The sequence below is a fragment of the Microbacterium sp. SLBN-146 genome, assembly GCF_006715145.1.
GTDB lineage: Bacteria > Actinomycetota > Actinomycetes > Actinomycetales > Microbacteriaceae > Microbacterium.
In genome coordinates this window covers 1,179,656-1,198,050 of sequence record NZ_VFMR01000001.1, presented here as the reverse complement: position 1 = coordinate 1,198,050, position 18,395 = coordinate 1,179,656, and the positions used below count along the sequence as shown (strand labels likewise).

Annotated in this window: 11 protein-coding genes; all 11 read right to left on the bottom strand. The window is 68.2% G+C overall.

Annotated features, from left to right (window positions below):
- Nucleotides 1-4: 4 nt before the first annotated feature.
- The 11 genes from FBY39_RS05160 to lhgO all read right to left on the bottom strand — a co-directional run bounded on the left by FBY39_RS05160 (nt 5) and on the right by lhgO (nt 18,368).
- Nucleotides 5-1,228 carry a pyridoxal-dependent decarboxylase, exosortase A system-associated gene (locus FBY39_RS05160; RefSeq protein ID WP_141930766.1) on the bottom strand — a complete coding sequence of 408 codons (1,224 nt, stop codon included), beginning with the start codon at nt 1,226-1,228 and terminating at the stop codon, nt 5-7.
- A complete protein-coding gene (locus FBY39_RS05155; RefSeq protein ID WP_141930765.1) occupies nt 1,225-2,793 on the bottom strand; it encodes an acyl-CoA ligase (AMP-forming), exosortase A system-associated in 1,569 nt (522 codons plus the stop codon). Before FBY39_RS05155 ends, FBY39_RS05160 begins: the two co-directional genes overlap by 4 nt.
- Nucleotides 2,793-4,286 carry a lipopolysaccharide biosynthesis protein gene (locus FBY39_RS05150; RefSeq protein WP_160132941.1) on the bottom strand — a complete coding sequence of 498 codons (1,494 nt, stop codon included), beginning with the start codon at nt 4,284-4,286 and terminating at the stop codon, nt 2,793-2,795. Before FBY39_RS05150 ends, FBY39_RS05155 begins: the two co-directional genes overlap by 1 nt.
- On the bottom strand, nt 4,283-5,341 hold the full coding sequence (locus tag FBY39_RS05145) for a glycosyltransferase (RefSeq protein ID WP_141930762.1): 1,059 nt from the start codon (nt 5,339-5,341) through the stop codon (nt 4,283-4,285). The genes FBY39_RS05150 and FBY39_RS05145 overlap by 4 nt, the downstream gene beginning before the upstream one ends.
- Nucleotides 5,342-5,346: 5 nt before the next feature.
- On the bottom strand, nt 5,347-6,465 hold the full coding sequence (locus FBY39_RS05140; protein ID WP_141930760.1) for a DegT/DnrJ/EryC1/StrS aminotransferase family protein: 1,119 nt from the start codon (nt 6,463-6,465) through the stop codon (nt 5,347-5,349).
- Nucleotides 6,462-7,088, bottom strand: a complete 627-nt coding sequence (locus FBY39_RS05135) for a NeuD/PglB/VioB family sugar acetyltransferase (RefSeq protein WP_141930758.1) — start codon at nt 7,086-7,088, stop codon at nt 6,462-6,464. The genes FBY39_RS05140 and FBY39_RS05135 overlap by 4 nt, the downstream gene beginning before the upstream one ends.
- Nucleotides 7,085-8,230: a DegT/DnrJ/EryC1/StrS aminotransferase family protein gene (locus tag FBY39_RS05130; RefSeq protein ID WP_260837450.1), complete on the bottom strand. Its 1,146-nt coding sequence runs from the start codon at nt 8,228-8,230 to the stop codon at nt 7,085-7,087. The genes FBY39_RS05135 and FBY39_RS05130 overlap by 4 nt, the downstream gene beginning before the upstream one ends.
- Nucleotides 8,227-9,222 carry an NAD-dependent epimerase/dehydratase family protein gene (locus tag FBY39_RS05125; RefSeq protein ID WP_141930757.1) on the bottom strand — a complete coding sequence of 332 codons (996 nt, stop codon included), beginning with the start codon at nt 9,220-9,222 and terminating at the stop codon, nt 8,227-8,229. Before FBY39_RS05125 ends, FBY39_RS05130 begins: the two co-directional genes overlap by 4 nt.
- Nucleotides 9,223-9,240: 18 nt before the next feature.
- Nucleotides 9,241-10,284 (bottom strand): Gfo/Idh/MocA family protein, encoded by a 1,044-nt coding sequence (locus FBY39_RS05120; RefSeq protein WP_141930755.1) that lies wholly within the window; start codon nt 10,282-10,284, stop codon nt 9,241-9,243.
- Between the two features lie 68 nt (nt 10,285-10,352).
- Nucleotides 10,353-17,000: a DUF4082 domain-containing protein gene (locus FBY39_RS05115; RefSeq protein WP_141930753.1), complete on the bottom strand. Its 6,648-nt coding sequence runs from the start codon at nt 16,998-17,000 to the stop codon at nt 10,353-10,355.
- 189 nt (nt 17,001-17,189) lie between these two features.
- The gene (lhgO, locus tag FBY39_RS05110) at nt 17,190-18,368 is read right to left on the bottom strand and encodes an L-2-hydroxyglutarate oxidase (protein WP_222115659.1); all 1,179 of its coding nucleotides are present in this window, start codon (nt 18,366-18,368) and stop codon (nt 17,190-17,192) included.
- Nucleotides 18,369-18,395 lie beyond the last annotated feature (27 nt).

Genomic DNA, 18,395 nt, shown 5'->3' with positions numbered 1-18,395 from the left:
CCTGTCAGACGAGGACTTCGGCGGGCGCCGGATGTCCGAGGAATGCGGTGGGACTCGCCGTCAACCCGTAGGCGCCGGCTTGGAAGATGACGATGAGGTCGTCGATGTCGGCGGGAGGCAGTTCGACGTCGTCACCCAGAAGGTCGAGCGGCGTGCAGAGGCATCCCACGACGTTGACGCCGCCCTCGTCGGCCGCGTCGACCCGGTTGCCGACGGCAAGAGGGTAGTTGCGACGGATGGCCTGCCCGAAGTTGCCGGAGGCGGCGAGCTGGTGGTGCATCCCACCATCGACGACGAGAAAGGTCTTGCCGCGCGAGATCTTGCGGTCGACGACCCTCGTGACGTAGATGCCGCACTCGCCGACGATGTAGCGTCCGAGTTCGATGACGGGACTCGCGTGCGGGAACCGCTCACGGAGGGGGCCGTCGACGAGGCCGTGCAGGCCCGATCCCACGGCCTCGAGATCGAGCGGGCGATCCTTGGCGGTGTACGGGATGCCGAACCCACCGCCGAGATTGACGTAGCGCACGTCGTAGGGGAGGTGATCCGCGAGCGCGCTCACGAGATCCACGGTCTTCGTCTGCGCTTCCGTGAGGATGCCGGCGTTGAGGTTCTGCGAGCCCGCGAACACGTGGAAGCCGAGGATGTCCACGTCGCCCGCGTACTGGCGCAGGACGGCAGGGACGTCTTCCGCGTCGATGCCGAACTGCTGGGCACCACCCCCCATACGCATCCCGGATCCCTTGACGGCGAAATCGGGATTGACGCGGACAGCGATCGTCGGCGTGATCCCGAGGTCGTCGCCGGCAGCGATGACCCGCCGGATCTCGGTGGTCGACTCGACCTCGACGATGATGCCGGCCGCGACTGCCTGCCGGATCTCGGCGGCCACCTTGCCCGGTCCCGCGAAACTGACGCGGTCCGCACGGATCGTCGAGTCGAGAGCCGTCTGCATCTCGAGGGCGGACGCGACGTCGATCCGATCGACACGCGTCGCGAGGTGATGCACGATCGCAGGCATGGGGTTCGCCTTCATCGCGAAGCTCAGCTCGAGTCGGTCGGGGAGCGCGGCGCGGAGCGCATCGATGCGCGCATCCAGCAAGGCCCGGTCGTAGGCGAAGAAGGGCGTCGAGCCGACGCGCGCGGCGAGCCGATCGAGCGGCATTCCGCCGACCGCCAGTTGGCCGTCGACAGTGCCGAACCCGTCGATGTGCTCACGAGAGTTCATGCCGACCACTCCGATCTGATCATCTTGCGGTCGTACTTGCCGTTCGGTGAGCGCGGCAGATCGGCGCGCGCACTGACGTGACTCGGGACCATGTACAGCGGCAGACTCTTGCGCAAGAGGCCCACGAGGCCGTCGACGTCGAGGGTCTCGCCGGTCGGCGACGCCACGAGGACGATCCGTTGCCCGATCGAGGCATCCTCGATGCCGAAGGCCACGACGTCGCGCACGAGTCCCGTCGCGAACGCCGCCTCCTCGATCTCGGTCGGGCTCACGCGGTATCCCGATGTCTTGATCATCTCGTCGCGACGCCCGACGAAGTAGAGGTAGCCGTCTTCGTCACGCCGAACGGTGTCACCCGACCACACGGCCATTTCGGGCGTCCGCCACGGCTGGTCCGGACGCGGGATGAGCCGGAACCGCTCCGCCGTGCGCTCCGGATCGTTCCAGTAGCCGAGGGCGACGAGCGCTCCGCGGTGAACGAGTTCGCCGTCCTCACCGGGTCCGCACTCGCTGCCGTCCGGGCGCAGGACGAGCACTTCCGCATTCGGGATCGCCTTGCCGATCGAGTCGGGACGCGCATCCACCTGGTCGGGTTCGAGATAGGTCGAGCGGAAGGCCTCGGTCAGTCCGTACATGAGGAACGGCTGGGCGTGCGGAAAGTTCTCGCGCAGGCGGTCGAGCGTGGAGCGCGGCATCCGTCCGCCCGTGTTCGCCCAGTAGCGGATGTTCGCTGCGACTTTTTCGGGCCACGGGATGTCGGCGAGCTGGAGCCAGAGCGGGGGGACGCACGTGATGCCCGTGACACCGTGCTTGGCGCACATCTTCGCGACCTCGCGCGGCAGCAGGTAGTTCATGAGGACGCAGTGGGCTCCGACCGCGAACGACGTCGTGACCTGGCTGAGCCCCGCGTCGAAGCTCAGGGGGAGCACGCTGAGGATGACGTCGTCCGCGGTGTTGCCCAGATAGCTGCTGACGCTCTGCGCGCCGACAATCAGGTTGCGATGGCTCAGCACGACGCCTTTCGGACGCCCTGTGCTGCCCGAGGTGTAGAGGATGGCGGCGGGGTCGAGATCGATCGTCGGGACGGACGGGAGCGCTGCCGTCGGGCTCGCGTCACTCCACGGCTGCGTCCGGACATCGGACGCCGCGGGCACGGGTGCGTCGCCGACGAGGATGACGTCGGTGACATCGGTGCCGGGAAGGATCCGCTCCAGCTGCGACAGCCGATCCGCGGACGTCACGAGGACCCGTGCCCCGGAATCCTCGAGGACATGCCCCACTTGCGTCGCCTTGAAGACGTGGTTGATCGGGACGAACATCCCTCCGACGAGAGACGCCCCGAACATCGCGACGACCGTCTCGAGCCTCTTCTCGAGGTAGATCGCGATGCGGTCGCCTCGGGCGACACCGAGTTCCGCGAACTGCGCCGCCGCGGCGACCGCCGCGGCACGCGTCTGCGCATACGTGAGGGTGACGTCCTTGTACGTCAGCGCGGGGCGATCCGGCGCGGCGATCGCGGAGGCGTCGAGCAGCTCGTGGAGCGCGACGATGGTCGAAGCGGGCATCAGGTGTTCCCGTCCTTGAGAGTGCCGGAGCGCCGCAGCCGCCGGCGGACCAGGTGGATGACGGCCGCGAGATGACTGCGCATGAAAAGTCTCATCCCCACGAGGTGACCGGCGACGACGGCGAGTCCCGCCGCGGTCAGGGTCAGGACCGGAGGCCACGGCGCCGCGAGGATGAACACGAGGATACCGGCGCCCGCGGCGAGCGCGGCGCAGGCGGCCGCCCGCGCGGAGACGCCCGCGATTCGGGCGACGGGTGTTCCGATGAGCCGGGCCACGAGCGGCCATCGCACGATCGTCGAGACGACGGCGATGGAGAGAAAGCCGACACTCCATGCGACGAGCCCGTGCTGTGCCGTGAACAGCGCGACGACGACGGTCGTGACGTCCACGATGATCGAGAACGCAAGCCAGCTACCGGGCCGCCCCGTGCCGTAGAAGAGTCCGTGATCGAGCACAGCCACCATGACGAGGATGCTCGTGACGGCGAGGATCTGAGAAGGCACGACGCTCTGCGTCCACCCCTCCCCGAAGAGGAAGGGGACGAGGTCGGGTCCCGTGACGGCGAGGAAGACCATGACCGGGATGATCGTCGCGTAGGTGAGTCCGAGCGACCGGAAGTACCCGCTCGTCAGGCGTTCGGATTCCGTCCTGATCTTGGAGAAGACAACGGTCGAGACCGGCATGATGGCCGCCGCCGTGACATCCTGAGCGATCTGCACGAGTCGCTGCGCGATGTTCAGGTAGCCGAGGGCGGCGGTGCCCAGGAGATTGGCGATGATCGCGTACTCCGCCCACTGCCGCAGCACGCCCACGAGGTCGGCTCCGATGACACGGGATCCGAACGACGCCATCGCCGAGAGCTCGCTCTTCGACAGGCGCAGTCCGGGCACCCATCCGGCCAGCACGAGGGCGCAGACCGACATGATGAACTGCACGATGAGCATCTGCGCGACGAGGGCCCACACGCCGAAACCGGTCAGGGCGAGGACGATCGCAACGATCTGACCGACGAGACTCGCGACGAAGGACTGCAGGGCGAGCGCGCGGAATCGCATACTGCGCCGCAGGAGAGCCGTCGAAACGGCGCTCATGGCGGTGAGGACGACAAGGAGTGCGAGCACGCGGAGGACATCGGCGGACTCCGGACTCCCGAAGATCGCCGCAAGAACGGGGGCTGCCGCGACGAGTCCAGCCGCGAGGACGATGCTCACCGCGAGGGAGAACCAGAAGGCGGTGCTGAGCATCCGCCGGTCCACGTCCTTCGCCTGCACGACGTACGTCGAGAAGCCCAGATCTGCGAGGAGATAAGTCACGGGGAGGATCGCCGTCGCGGCGGCGACGACACCGAAGTCCTCCGGCGTCAGGAGTCGCGTCAAGATGGCGATCGTGACGAAACCGCCGATCCTCGCGAGCCACTTCTGGGTCGCCGTCCAGAGGACGGCGCTCACCGCCTGATCTCCGAGCGAATTGCTCTGCGGATCGGGTGAACTCACCAGCCATACCTCAGTTCACGGTGGTGGCGCACGCGCCAGCGCAGCTTCTCGGCGGCCGTCGCGACGCGGCGAAGCCCTCGGCGGTGGAGGAGTCGATAAGCCGCGACGGATCGTCCGGCCGACGGGTCGACGGTCTCGGCGAACGCGAGGAGCCGGTCGACCGACTCCGGCGAATGCTGCGCGCCGAGGAGCACCGTGCGCCGCTCTGCTTCGCGGGCCATGGCCCTCCGCGCTCCACGCCGCAGGCGTTCCGGCGCATCGAGCAGTGCGCCGTCTTCGTCGAAGAAGGCCTCGTAGGTCCGGTGCACCGCCTCGTAGTCATCGAGCAGGCCGCCGAACTCCGTCGCGTGCATGTTGCTGCCGTGGACGCGGTAGAACGCCTGCACCGTGCCGTTGACTCGTCCGACGTCGGCGCGCGCTGCTGCCCGCAACCACAGGAACAGGTCGGCCGAGTGCGGGAACCGCGCATCGTAACCGCCGATGCTGTCGAGCACATCCCGGCGCATGACGACCTCGGGGTTCGTGATGAGGTTCCGTCCCGTCTGGGACACGCGCCGCAGCCACTCCTCGCCGGTCCAGACGCTCCAGGATTCCCGCGCACCGGGCCAGCTCGGGATCCGGTCCGACTCCAGATCCGCGTGATCGACGACATCGCGGACGTTCCCGTACACGAGACCCACCGAGGGGTTGGCCTCCATGAGGGCGACGGATCGGGTGAGGCTGCCTCGCGTCAGTGCGTCATCGGCCGACAGGAGCACGACGTACGTTCCTGTCGCTCGCGACAGGCCGTCGTTGTACGTGCCGATGTGCCGCATGTTGGTCTCGTGCGCGACGAGCGTGACGGCGTCGTGCTCGTCGGCGATACGGCGCGCGACCTCCGTGCTCCCGTCGGACGAACAGTCGTCGACGATGATGACGTCCACGTCGAGGCCCGGCTGCGCGAGCGCGGATTCGACCGCCGTCGGGAGATAGTCGCCGTAGTTGTAGTGCGGGATGACGACGGTGACGGTGGGGCGCGGTCCCCGAGTGCGCAGAGGCTCGACGTGGGATCTCATGGCCGTCAGGCGGTCACGCGAACGGCCATCGAGAGCGCGTCCGCCACTCGCGCCTGCTGTCCCTCGGTGAGGTGGGGGAACATCGGCAGCGAAAGGATGCGGTCGGCGGCCGCCTCCGCGACGGGGAACTGCCCGCGGCGATACCCGAGACTCGCGTACGCCTCCGTGAGGTGCACGGGCGTCGGGTAGTGGATCCCGGCACCGATCCCGGCGGCGGCGAGCGATGCCATGATGCGCTCGCGCTCTTCCACCCGGACGACATAGAGGTGCCAGACGTCCTCGTTGCCCGGCCGCACGGGCGGCAGTCGCACGCCGTCGAGGTCGGCCAGGAGCGCGGCGTAGCGGTCCGCTGCCTCGCGTCGACGCACGTTCCAGCCTTCGAGCCGGCGGAGCTTCGCGCGGAGCACGGTCGCCTGGACGGCATCCAGTCGCGCGTTCATCCCGATGTGATCGTGGACGTACTTGACCGAGCTTCCGTGAGCGGCGAGGTTGCGGATGAGCGCGGCGATGTCGCCGTCGTTCGTCATGACCGCACCGGCGTCACCCGCGGCGCCGAGGTTCTTCCCGGGGTAGAAGCTTGTTCCCGAGACACGACCCACAGCACCGGCCCGGCCGGCGGGACCCGAGGCGCCCTGGGACTGCGCGGCATCCTCGACGAGCGCGATCCCGTGACGCTCGGCGATAGGGAGAACGTGCTCGAGCGGAGCCGTCTGACCGAAGAGGTGCACGGGAGCGATCGCCTTCGTGCGCTCCGTGATGGCCGACTCCAGCGCATCCGGATCGATGAGGAGGTACTCGTCGTCGACGTCGACGAAGACCGGCACGGCACCGATCCGCGACGTCGCCTCGGCCGTCGCGATGAAGGTGTTCGCCGGCATCACGACTTCGTCGCCCGGGCCCACGCCGACGGCGCGGAACGCCAGTTCGAGCGCATCCGTGCCGTTGGAGACACCGACGACGTGCTCGACCCCGATGTAATCGGCGTACTCCTGCTCGAACGCGGCGACCTCGGGACCCCCGATGAATCCCGCCGAGCCCAACTGCGCCGCCCAGACGGGCAGGACCTCGTCGGCGATCTCCGCCTGCTGCGCGGCGAGATCGAGGAAAGGAACCTCAGTGCTCAATCGTCTACCCCCAAGATGCGCGCGGGCACCCCAGCCCACGTCTGCTCTTCCGGCACGTTCCGAAGAACGACCGACCCCATGCCGATGGTCGACTTCTTGCCGACCTCGACACCCTGCCTGACGGACGCGTTCATCCCGATGTATGCGGCACGCCGCACGCGGACGCTCCCCCCGAGCGCGACCCCGGCGGCGAGCGTCACGAAGTCCTCGAGAATGTCGTCGTGCGTGATGGTGCAGTTCGGCATGACGACCACGTGTTCCCCGATGCGCGCATCCGCGGTCACGACGACACTATCGAGAAGGATGCTGCCGCGCCCAATGTCGCTCGTCGAACCGATGCGCGCCGACCGCGCGACGAACGTCGCGAAACGGTCGTCCGACACTCCGAGATCGCGGAGCCGACGGACGACGGACCGGCGTCCTCGACTCGGTCCGACGCAGACGAGCAGCTGTTCCCCTCGGTGTGCGGCATCCTCGATCGTGTCCACGACGGGCACACCGCCGACGTCGCTCCCGTGAAGGTCGACGTCGTCATCGAGGATGCCGACGACACCCGTGATCCCCGCTGCCAGCACTTCTCTCGCCAGACCGCTCGCCCCCACCAGGAGCAGTCCGTCGGTCACTCCGATGCACCACCCGGATTGCGGAGGACCGCGATGACGCGATCCTGCTGCTCGTCCGTGAACTGGTGGAACACCGGAAGGATCAGGGTCGCATCGGTGAGATGCTCCGTCACGGGCAGGCCGTTCTTCGGCGTCAGGTCGCGGTACGGCGGCTGGCGGTGCGCCGCCATGATCCCCCGACGCGCCGAGATGTCGGCATGCGCGAGTGCCTCGAGAAGGCCATCACGGTCGGTCGGATAGCCGTCTCCGACCTCGACCCAGAACGACTGGAAGTTGCTCGTGCCGTGCGCGGGATCGGCAACGGCCCGGAGGCCCGGGATCTCAGCGATCGCAGCCTGGTAGCGCGCCGCGATCTCACGCCGCTTCTCGACGATGGCGGGGAGCCTGCCGAGCTGGACGATCCCCACGGCCGCCTGCAGGTCGGTCATGCGGTAGTTGTATCCGACCTCGGTGTACTCCTCGGCCGGCGGCAGGACGGACGCGTGGCGATCCGCCGCCGACACGCTCATCGCGTGCTCGCGCAGGTGCCGCGCACGGTCGGCCCAGTCCTTGCGTGCGGTCGTGAGCATTCCGCCCTCACCCGTCGTGAGGAGCTTGCGAGGGTGGAACGACCACGCCGCGATCTCGGCGCCGGCGCCCACCGGTCGCCCCTTGTATGTGGAGCCGGCGCCGCATGCGGCATCCTCGATGACCACGATGCTGAGCTGGTCGGTGACCTCGCGGATGCCGTCGATGTCGACCGGGACGCCGCCCTGGTCGACGGCGATGACGGCGCGGGTCGCGGGTGTCAGCGCGACGGCGACCGTGTCCTTCGTGACATTGCCCGTGACGGGATCGACGTCGGCGAAGACGGGGTTCGCCCCGACATAGCGGACGGCGTTCGTCGTGGCGACGAAGGAAAAGGAGGGGATGACGACATCGTCGCCCTCGCCGATGCCCGCGACGATCAGAGCGAGGTGGAGCGCGGTCGTGCAGCTCGTCGTCGCAACGGCGTACTCGGCCTGGACGGACGCGGCGAACTCGCTCTCGAAGCGCGTGACCCGGGGACCCTGAGCCACCCAGCCGCTCGCGATGGCCTCCGCGACGGCGTCGGCCTCCTCCTGACCGAGCCAGGGGACCATGACGTTGATGCGCTCGCTCATGATGCCGCGACCGTCCTGCCCGCCGCGATCTCGTCGCGGAGGGGTGCCCACCACTCGACGAGCTGACGCAGACCTTCCTCGAGGCCGATCGTCGCCTCGAACCCGAAGTCCCGCTTCGCGGCCGACGTGTCGGCGAGCCGTCGCGCGACGCCGTTGACGGCGCGCTCGGGACCGTGCTCGACGCCGAGGTCCGATCCCATGACGCGGAGAAGAGCCTCCGCGAGCTCGAGGAGACTCGTCTCGGTGCCGCTCGCGATGTTGTAGGTGCCCTCCACGATGTCGCTCTGCGCCGCGAGGACGTTGGCCCGCGCGATGTCCGGGACACACACGAAGTCCATCGTCTGCTGACCGTCTCCGAAGATGAGCGGGGGTTTGCCGTCGGCGATCCGCTCCATCCAGCGCACGAGCACTTCGGTGTAGACGCCGTGGACGTCCATCCGCGGACCGTAGACGTTGAAGTACCGGAGCAGCACGTAGTCGAGGCCCTGCATCGCACGGAAGCTGCGGACGAGACCCTCGTTGAAGGTCTTCGCCGCGCCGTAGATCGTGTCGTTGTTCTCGTGGTGGTGGCGCTCGGTCGTCGGGAACTCCTCCGCCATGCCGTAGACCGATGCGCTCGATGCCGCGATGAGCTTCGTGACCTTGTGCTTCGCAGCCGACTCGACGACGTTGAACGTTCCGTCGACGAGCACTTCGAGCGCGAGCCGCGGCTCCTCGGCGCACTGCGTGATGCGGATCGCCGCCTGATGGAAGACGACGTCCTTCCCCGCGGTGAGGTCGTCGACGAGCTTCGCATCACGGACGTCGCCGTCGATGAGTTCGACGCGCCCGCTCGCGAGCGCGTCGTCGAGGTTGGCCCGGCGGCCCCTCACGAGGTTGTCGAGCACATCGATGCGTTCCACTCCCGCGTCGAGGAGCTGGTCGACGAGAGTCGAGCCGATCGTGCCGGCCCCTCCCGTCACCAGAACGGTCGTGCCTTCCAGGTTTGTCATCGCGTGCTTCTTCCTTGCTTAGATCTCTGTGGCGACGGGCGCGGGCGCACCGTGCACCTGTTGGCTGAGGGCAACGGCTTCGAGCACCGAGAGGACGCGGAGTCCCGACTCGCCACTCGTACGGGCCGCGCGGTCTTCGCGGATGGCGGCGGCGAACTCGGCCGCGACGTTCGCGAGCGCTTCTTGTTCGGGAAGCGCGGGCGCCCAGGTGTCACCGAGGCGGTACGACACGTTCGACGCCTGGCTGTCGGCGGTCTCCTTCGACTGCAGCGCGAGGTCGACGCCGCGGTCATAGACGCTGACACGCTGCTGGGGGTTGAGGTCGTCCCACACGAGGGTCCGCTTCGTGCCGCCGATGACCATCTGGCGGATCTTGGTGGGGCTCAGCCAGTTGACGTGGACGTGGGCGATGCCCCCGCTCCTGAGCGGGATGGTGAGGTAGCCGATGCACGACTTCCCGGTCTTGAGGGGGTCAGCGCCCTGCGCGGCGACGGACGTGACGTCGAGGCCGCCTGGCAGCACGAAGTCGAGGATCGAGAGGTCGTGCGGAGCGAGATCCCAGAAGACGTCGACATCCGGCTGAATGAGGCCCAGGTTGATCCGGACACTGTCGACGAAGAGGATGTCGCCCAGGTATCCGTCGGCGATGAGTTCGCGGATCTTCAGCACGGCCGGCGTATAGCAGAACGTGTGATCCGTCATCAGGACGAGGCCGCGCTCGCGCGCACGCTCGACCATCTCGACGCCTTTCGCCCGCGTGTCGGCGAGCGGCTTCTCCACGATGACGTGCTTGCCCGCATCGAGCGCGGCGAGAGCGATCGGGTGGTGCGTCCGTGCAGGCGTCGCGATCGCGACCGCATCGACGGAAGAATCGGCGAGCACCTCGTCGAGGGATGCCGTGACGGGCACGCCGCCGACGCTGTCAGCGACACGCTGCGCGCGCTCCGTGTCGAGGTCGCAGATGTAGGCGAGTTCCCAATCCGTGCTCGCGCGGAAGTTGCGCGCGAGGTTCGGTCCCCAGTACCCCGCGCCGATGACCGCGATTCTCCGTCGTGAAGACACGCCGAATTCCCCCCTTGGTTCGTCTGCCCTGCTCGGCAAACGTTACTGCTCGAAGCTTCCCGATGTCATCAATTGTCAGGGTCGAAGACGACGTCCACCCAGAAGTTGCTCGTGACGGTGCTCGTGGGAGCGCTCGTGCCGAAGCCCGACACTCCTCCCAAGGCCGTCAGCGGGCCGTAGGTGACGGGACTCGTGAACGCGTTCTGCGTCGTCGAGTACCGACCGGAGCTCGCATACAACGTCACGCGATACTCGGTGCCCGGCGTGAGCCGGACGGGCGTCGAGAGGACCGCCGACTGCCACCCCGATGAGCTCTCGCCCGTGAACGTCACCTGACCGAGGATCGTGCCGCTCGTCGTGCGCAGATAGCCGGTGTGCGTGCCCGTGTTCTGGGTCCCCTTGTAGAAGCGGATGGTCGTCACGACGCCCGGGACGCTCGCGCGGAACCGCGTTCCCGTCTGCACCGTCGAGCCCGCGCTCGCGTTGGCGTTCGCCGGCGTGCCGGTCGTGAACATGCTCACCTGATCAGGCTTTGCCATCGTCGTGAACGACCACGTCCCATTCGCGACGGCGGCGTTGTTCGCGGTGACCGTCGCGGTGTAGACCTTGGTCCAGTCCAGCGTCACGGCAGGTGTGAAGGTCACGACGCCCGTCGAGGTGTTGTACGCGGATGTGCCCGCGACGTCGGTCGTCCCCTGCTTGAGCGCGAGCGTCGCCGTGACGGCGTTGCTGAGGGTCGCCGAGATCGTCGCCGTCGCCGGGTTGACGTTCGTCGCGCCGGAAGCCGGACTGATCGCTGTGCGCGTCGCCTGAGGCGTGGTCGTGAAGCTCCATGTGCCGCCCGAAAGCGCGGCGCCGTTCGCCGTCGCCGTGACGCTGTAGGTACGGTTCCACGCGAGCGTCGCGGCCGGAGTGAAGGTCGCCACGCCCGTGGTCGCGTTGAAGGACGAGGTGCCCGCAACGTTGGACCCGTTCGAGGTCATCGTGAGCACGGCTGTCGTCGCATTCGTGATCGTCGCGGTGATAGGCGTGCCGGGGACGACGCGCGTCGCCGACGCAGCGGGCGTCCGTGCCGAGATCGCGGGGTTCGGAATCGTCGTGAACGTCCACGTGCCCCCCGAGACGGCCTGGCCGTCGGCGGTCACCGTGGCCGAGTAGGTGCGGGCGCGGACGAGAGCTGCCGACGGAGTGAAGGTCACGACGCCGGTGGCCGAGTTGAAGCTCGATGTGCCGGCGACGGCGCTGCCGTTCGACGTCACCGCGATCGCTCCGGCTGCCGCGTTCGTGAGAGTCGCCGTGATGCTCGCCGTCGCGGGGTCCACGTTGGTCGCGGAGGCGGCAGGGGTCGTGGCCGTGAGGCTCGCAGCGGGCGTCGTCGTGAAGCTCCACGAGCCTTGCGGAACCGCCGCGCCGTCGGCGGTCACGGTGACCGTATAGGTCTTGCCGCGCCCCAGGACGGCGGTCGGAGTGAAGACGACGGTGCCCGTTGGGGCCGTGAAGCTCGAGGAGCCCTCGACGGGTGTCGTCCCGTCGACGAGCGCGATCGACGCGGCCGACGCGTTGGCGAGTGTCGCCGAGATCGACACGGAGGCCGGGTTCACACTCGTCGCACCGGCCGAAGGCGTCGTCGACTGGAGTGCGACGGAGGGGGTCGTCGCGAAACTCCACGATCCTCCCGGCACCGCGCTGCCGTCGGCGGCGACGGTGACGATGTAGGTCTTTCCCCGCGCGAGCGCCGCGGCGGGCGTGAACGTCACGACACCGCTCGTCGCGGTGAACGTCGACGAGCCGTCGACCGGCGCACCGTCGTCGGTGACGCTGATCGTCGCCGACGTGGCGTCCGTGAGAGTGGCCGAGATCACCGCGGTGTCCGGTGCCACATTCGTGGCGGATGCTGCGGGGGTCGTCGTCGTGACAGCGGGTGCCGCTGTCGTCGTCGACGAGAACTCGATCTCCGCATCGACGAAGTACGCCGAGGAGCCCCACGAATCGACGGGGAACCCGCCAGATCCGCCGTAGAAGAACCGGCCGTTCGTGAGCGCCGGCGCGGTGATCTTGCCGCTGATCTTCGGCGTCGCGAAGTACCCCGACGTGACCGAGTAGCGACCGTTCGGGTTGAAGACCGAGACCGTGTACGTGACTCCGGGCTCGAGCTCGACCGGCTGGGAGAACTCCATCCGCTGCCATCCCGATGCCGTCTCGTCGGCGAAGTCGACCTGCGCGAGCACGGTTCCCGTCTCGGACCAGAGCGTTCCGCGATGGACACCCGTGTTCGTGGCGGCCTTGAAGAACCGCACCGCCGTCGCCGTGCCCGCTTCAGAGACCTGGAACGCCGTCCCCACTTCGACGGCGGACGTGTCATCGGCGGCCGCGAGTTCCGGCGCCTCCGACCCGAAGATCGTCTGAGTCTGAACCGTCGAGCCCTCGGCGGCCGTGCGGAATCCCCACGAGGACACGACGTTTCCGTCGATCTTCACCGTCGCCGTGTACGGCGTGTCCGCAGCGAGCGCCGAGGTCGGATCGAACGTCACGCGTCGGTTCGTCGCGTTGTAGGTCGTCGCGCCGGCGACCGCCGCTCCTGCTGCCGTCGACACCTCGACGCTCACGGAGGACTCCGCAACGGCACGGTCGAACGTCGCCGTGATGTTCGCGCTCGCGCTGGCACCTGTCGCGCCCGAAGCCGGCTCGGTCGCGATGACCGTCGGATCCTCGGCGGTCGGCATGAACTCGACGTCGACGAAGTAGTTCGTGGAGTTCCAGCTCTCCGTCGGCCGCACGCCGCCCGAACCGTAGCGGAAACGACCGTTGTCGGGTGAGACCGCCGTCAAGGGACCGTTCGTCATGGGAGACGCGAAGGCACTCGACGTGAACGAGTAGTTCCCCTGGGGTGCGTGGTACGACACCGTGTAGACGGCGCCCGCCGCGATGTCGACGGGAGTGCTGAGGACGGCACGCTGCCATCCGGATGCGCTCTCTCCGACGAACGTCACCTGCGCCAGCCGGGTCCCCGACGGTCCCCACAGCGAACCCGTGTGGATGCCGGTGTTGCCCGATGCCTTGAAGAAGCGGATGGCACGCACCTGTCCGGGCACGGAGGACGTGAACGCCATGCCGAGCTCCACAGCCCCCGTGTCCGTCGTGGACGTGACCGGGGTCTGGCCTTCGAGCAGGCTCACCGACCCATCAGCGGACGCCGGGACCGTCGTGAAGGACCAGTCAACGGCAGGGCCGCTGGTTCCGCCGACGCTCGCGATCCCGCTGAGCGAGACCGTGACCTGGACGCCGCGCGGAAGCGGAGCCGAGGGAGTGAACTGGGCGACGGTGTTCCCCGTCGTCCTCGTCCACGTCCCCGCGACGGCGCTTCCGTCAGCGAGGACGGTCCCGGTGAATCCACCGGCGATCGCCGTCGAGAACGTCGCCGAGATCGTCGAGCTGACCCCCACCCCCGTCGCTCCTGACGCGGGCGTCTGGGTGACGATGGTCGGAGAGTCGCTCAGCGGCGCGAAGACGACGTCCACGCCGTAGTCGGTCGTCGAGGACGTGCCCGGGAACCCATCGGAGTAGGTGAAAGCACCGCCGTTGACAGGAACCGTGAAGGGAGTCCGCTCATAGGCGGCGCTCGCGAACGCTCCGCCCGTCGCGGCGTAGCCGCCGAAAGGCGCCAGGTATCCCGCAATGTATTGGACGCCCGGCTCGACGGGCACCGGCGTCGCGAAGTACGCCGTCTGCCACCCAGTGGCGGACTCGTTCGTGAAAGCGATCGTCGCAAGGCGAGTTCCGTCGGCCTTCCACAGGGAGCCCTGATGGACTCCTGTGTTGAGGGAACCCTTGTAGAACTTGACGCCGCGGATCGTTCCGGGGGTGGAGACCTCGAATCGTGTGCCGAGCGTCACGAGCGCGGTGTCGTTCGCCGAGGCGATCGTCGGGATGCGCGACTCCGGGAAGATCGTGCACGGGCACTCGCCGAGCGACTGATCGGGCTCCTTCGTCGTGAAGGACCACGAGGATCCCTCGACGAGCGCGATCCCCTGCGTGTCGGTCGCCGCCGGAGTGACGGTGTAGATCGTCGAGGGTGCATACGCTGCGCTCGGCGTGAACGTGGCCGTCCGGGTCGCGGCGTTGTAAGTCGTCGTTCCGGCGGCGTTCGCGCCGCCCTGCTCGGCCACGGTCAGAGAGACCGAGCTCGGCGCAGCATCCCTCGTGAAGGTCACCGTGACGGGTGCGCTCAGTCCGACGCCGGTCGCCGAGACGGCGGGCGTGCGGCTCTGGATGCGCAGCGGCGACTCCGCGGCGGACTCGAAGACGACGTCGACGAAGTAGTTCGACTCGTTGTAGGCCGACGCCGGGAACGTCCCCGCCGCGCCGTAGACGCCCGGAGCTGCCGATCCGACACCCGAGGCGACCTGGACGGGAGCCGACGGGCGGGCGTCATACGGCCAGAAGCGCGCCGCCATGGCGTATCCGCCCTGCGGTGCCGTGTAGGACACGGTGTACGTCTGCCCCGCGATGAGGTCGACGGGCGAGGCGAAGCTTGCGGTCTGCCATCCCGATGCCGACTCGTTCGTGAAGGTGACGGTTGCGAGACGCGTTCCGGCGGAGTTCCAGAGCGAACCGACGTGGGTGCCGCCGTTGGCCGGCCCCTTGTAGAAGCGGACTCCCGTGGCTTCGCCATCCACCGCCACCGAGAACTTCAGGCCGAGTTCGACCGCCTGCGCGTCATCCGTCGACGCGCTCTCCGGTGTCATTCCGCCGAAAGCCGTGTACGGCCCCGCGACGGTGATGCTGCGGCTCGCGGGGGTCGTCGAGTAGTTCGCACTGTCGTCGGTCGCGCGGACGAGGATCTGCGTGGATCCGATGCCCTGCTGAATGCCTGTGTAGGTCCACGACGTCGTCCCGGTCGCGGTGCGCCAGACCGTCCCGCCGTCGGTCGACACCTCGACTCCGGCGACACGGCCGCCGACGTCGGATGCTGTTCCGGTGACCGTGACGGTCGAGCCGTGCGCGACGGTGGCACCCGCCGTCGGCGACGTGATCGTCACACTCGGGGGTGTCGCGTCAGTGGTCTTGGTCGCCGGCACGAGCCCCTGCATGAGCGACCCCGGCTGCGCGTCCATGTCGGCGAGGAGGTTGACCTGCGCTTGCTGCATGCGGGAATCCGCGGGCGCGCCGTTGCCGTCGTGCGTTTCGTCGAGACCCCAGCCCCACTGGATGCTCGCGGCCGAGAACACGAGCGCCGTACTGGGTGCGCGGTAGAGCGTCACGTGGTGCTGCGTCGTTCCCTCCACGACGGTGTTTCCGTAGTCGGTGAGGTACTGCGGCGTCGGCCCGACGGTGGTGGACAGCTTGATGAGGCCCGCGGGACTGAACCCGTTGTCGGAGACTTCGTTCGACTCGTACCCGACGGTGTGCGGGGCGAGCTCCGCCTTGGCTCCCGAGGCGAGGGAGTCCAGACCCGTATTGCGCCAGAGACGGTACTTGCCCTCGTCGGCGTTCACGGTGAGGGGAAGGTCGTCGTGGTTGACGAAGTACATGGTGCCCGTGACGGCGTTCTCCGGCAGTCCGCCGCCTTGCGACTGAGGAGCGAAGCGCGGGTCACGCCACGTGCCCGTCCACTCGGGGCTCGAGGCGTCGATCTTGCCGCCACCGCGGTTGGTCGAGTTGCCCCACGTCTCCTTGTACGAGACGAGTGTGCGGTGATCGCCGTTCGCCCCCGTCGTGGAGGCCTCGTAGCGGGTTCGCCAGTACCCCTCGTTGCCCGTGAGGAACTGGAGGTTCACACCGGCATCCCGAGCCGCCTCGATGTTGGCCCGCTGTGCGCCCGACCAATACTCGTCGTGACCGACGGACAGGAACACGTTGTGATTGAGGAGTTCGCCACCGCGCCGGTCGGTGTCCACGCCGGCGATGTAGCTCATGTCGTAGCCGTTGCGCTCCAGGAATCGGACCGTCGCGTACTCGGAGCTGAAGTAGAAGTCTCGTCCGCTCTCGTGCCCACGTGTCGCGAAAGGACGGTTGTAGCTGATCTTGTAGGCGCGACCGTTGCCGGCGCCCTGGTAGAAGTCCGAGCCGCCGTACGTGTTGTAAGCGTGCCACGTCGGGTCGGAGGTCTGGAAGAGGACGTCCGACGTGTTGCCGTCCTCCCGGACGATGAACGTGATGTGGCTCTGGCCACCCGTGTCGGTGCGGCGAAGGCTCGCGATGTACACGCCCGAGACGGCGTTCGACGGCACGTTCCAGGATGCCGACACGTTCCACGTGCCGCAGTCGTACAGTTCGGTTGCGAGGTCGGAGATGCACTCGGGCTGGTTCTGCGGCAGCGCCGCCGAGGGCGTCACGCTCGCGATGTGGCGAGCGCCGAGTCCCTGATACCAGCCGGTGCGGTAGATGTCGATCGTGTAGTTCGTGGCATCCGTGTCGATCTTGAAGTCGATCGTCGAGCCGACGTTGACGGAGATGTCGGTCGCGAAGCCCTGGATCGACGAATCCCCCGCGCCCGTGATGTCCCACTCTTCGGGATCGGTGCCCGGCTTCTGGTTCTCGCACACGATCTTGTTGATGTTCGGGCCGCATTCGCTCGCGCCCTGCGCCGCGACGGGCGCGTCGAGCGCGACGAAGAGCGTCGCGACGAGCGCGAAGATGCCGAGCATCGCCGCCCACCGTGTCCGGCGCGAGCGCCGTGCAGCAGATCCGTCAATACCCCACGTGACGTTCGTCATGATTCCCCAGTCCCCGCCGACGTAGCGGGTTTAGCCTCGACCGCAGACCCCTCCGCGACCAGGAACAAGATCCACCCGCGCCGATTTCCCCAAAGGCGCGGCGACCTCAGTCGTCCCCACCCGTGATCCTATCCACACGACGAAGCGGAAGAGAAGACCCGTTTCCTCAGGATTTCCACAAGGAAGGAGTCACAGCCGGTCGAGCAGATACTCCGCGATCGCCATGGATGAGGTCGCCGCGGGCGAAGGCGCGTTGCGGAGGAGCGTCACGGGGCCGACAGTGTCGATCGCGAAGTCGTCGAGGAGCGCGCCGTCTCGCCCCCACGCCTGCGCCCGGACGCCCGCGGCCGTCTTGCGCGTCAGGTCTTCGAGGCGCAGCTCCGGGACGAACTTCCGCGCGCGGCGGTAGTAGGCCGACTTCGAAACCGACCCCCACGTCTCGTATACGCCCATGCGCCAGTGCTGTCGCGCGAGCGGCAGAGCTCCCGGCCACGTCAGCGAGGCCCACGTGTCGCCGAACGAGACATCGCGCCAGCGGTACCCCTCGCGAGCCAGGGCGGGCACAGCGTTGGGTCCGACGTGAACATGATCGTCAAACCCACGTGTGAAATGCACACCGAGGAACGGGAATCGGGGGTCGGGCACCGGGTAGATCATGCCGCGCACGAGGTCGGCGCGCGCGGGATCCAACTCCCAGTACTCGCCACGGAACGGCAGGATGCGGGGCGACGGGTCGGCGCCGACGAGTTTCGCGACGGCATCCGACTGCAGGCCTGCGCACACGACCAGCCGATCGACTGTCCGCGTCGCCCGCGGCGTCTCGATCGTCACCCGGTCGCCCTGGACACGGATGCCGGTGACCTCCGCACCGAGCAGGACCTCGCCTCCGGCATCCGTCACGTCCTTCGCCATTTCCTCCGCGATCGCGACGTAGTCGACGACGGCCGTGTGCGGCGAGTGCAGGGCGCCGACTCCCGTGGCAGCCGGCTCGATGTCGCGGATGCCGCTCTCGTCGACCCGCGCGAGTCCGGGTACGCCGTTCGCCGTGGCCTTCTTCTCGAGCCCTGCGAGGGCGGGCAGCTCGGACTCGTCGACAGCGATGACGAGCTTGCCGACCTCGCGGTAGGGCAGACCCCGCTCGAGACAGTAGTCGCGGGTCGCGACACGGCCCTTCGCGCACAACTCTGCCTTGAGGGAGCCCGGCGCGTAGTAGATGCCGGCGTGCACGACGCCGGAGTTGTGGCCCGTCTGGTGGGCGGCGACCCTGTCCTCCTTCTCGAAGACCACGACGTCGTGACCTCGCTGAGTCAGCGCACGCGCCACCGCGAGACCGACGATTCCGGCACCGATCACGCCATACTGAGTCACGTCCGCGACCTCCCCCGCGGTTCATCA

Bases quoted from the DNA above. Each gene is read 5' to 3' on its own strand.
- FBY39_RS05145 (WP_141930762.1), bottom strand. From the start codon at position 5,341: ATGAGATCCCACGTCGAGCCTCTGCGCACTCGGGGACCGCGCCCCACC.
- FBY39_RS05160 (WP_141930766.1), bottom strand. From the start codon at position 1,228: ATGAACTCTCGTGAGCACATCGACGGGTTCGGCACTGTCGACGGCCAA.
- FBY39_RS05125 (WP_141930757.1), bottom strand. From the start codon at position 9,222: ATGACAAACCTGGAAGGCACGACCGTTCTGGTGACGGGAGGGGCCGGC.
- FBY39_RS05130 (WP_260837450.1), bottom strand. From the start codon at position 8,230: ATGAGCGAGCGCATCAACGTCATGGTCCCCTGGCTCGGTCAGGAGGAG.
- FBY39_RS05115 (WP_141930753.1), bottom strand. From the start codon at position 17,000: ATGACGAACGTCACGTGGGGTATTGACGGATCTGCTGCACGGCGCTCG.
- FBY39_RS05155 (WP_141930765.1), bottom strand. From the start codon at position 2,793: ATGCCCGCTTCGACCATCGTCGCGCTCCACGAGCTGCTCGACGCCTCC.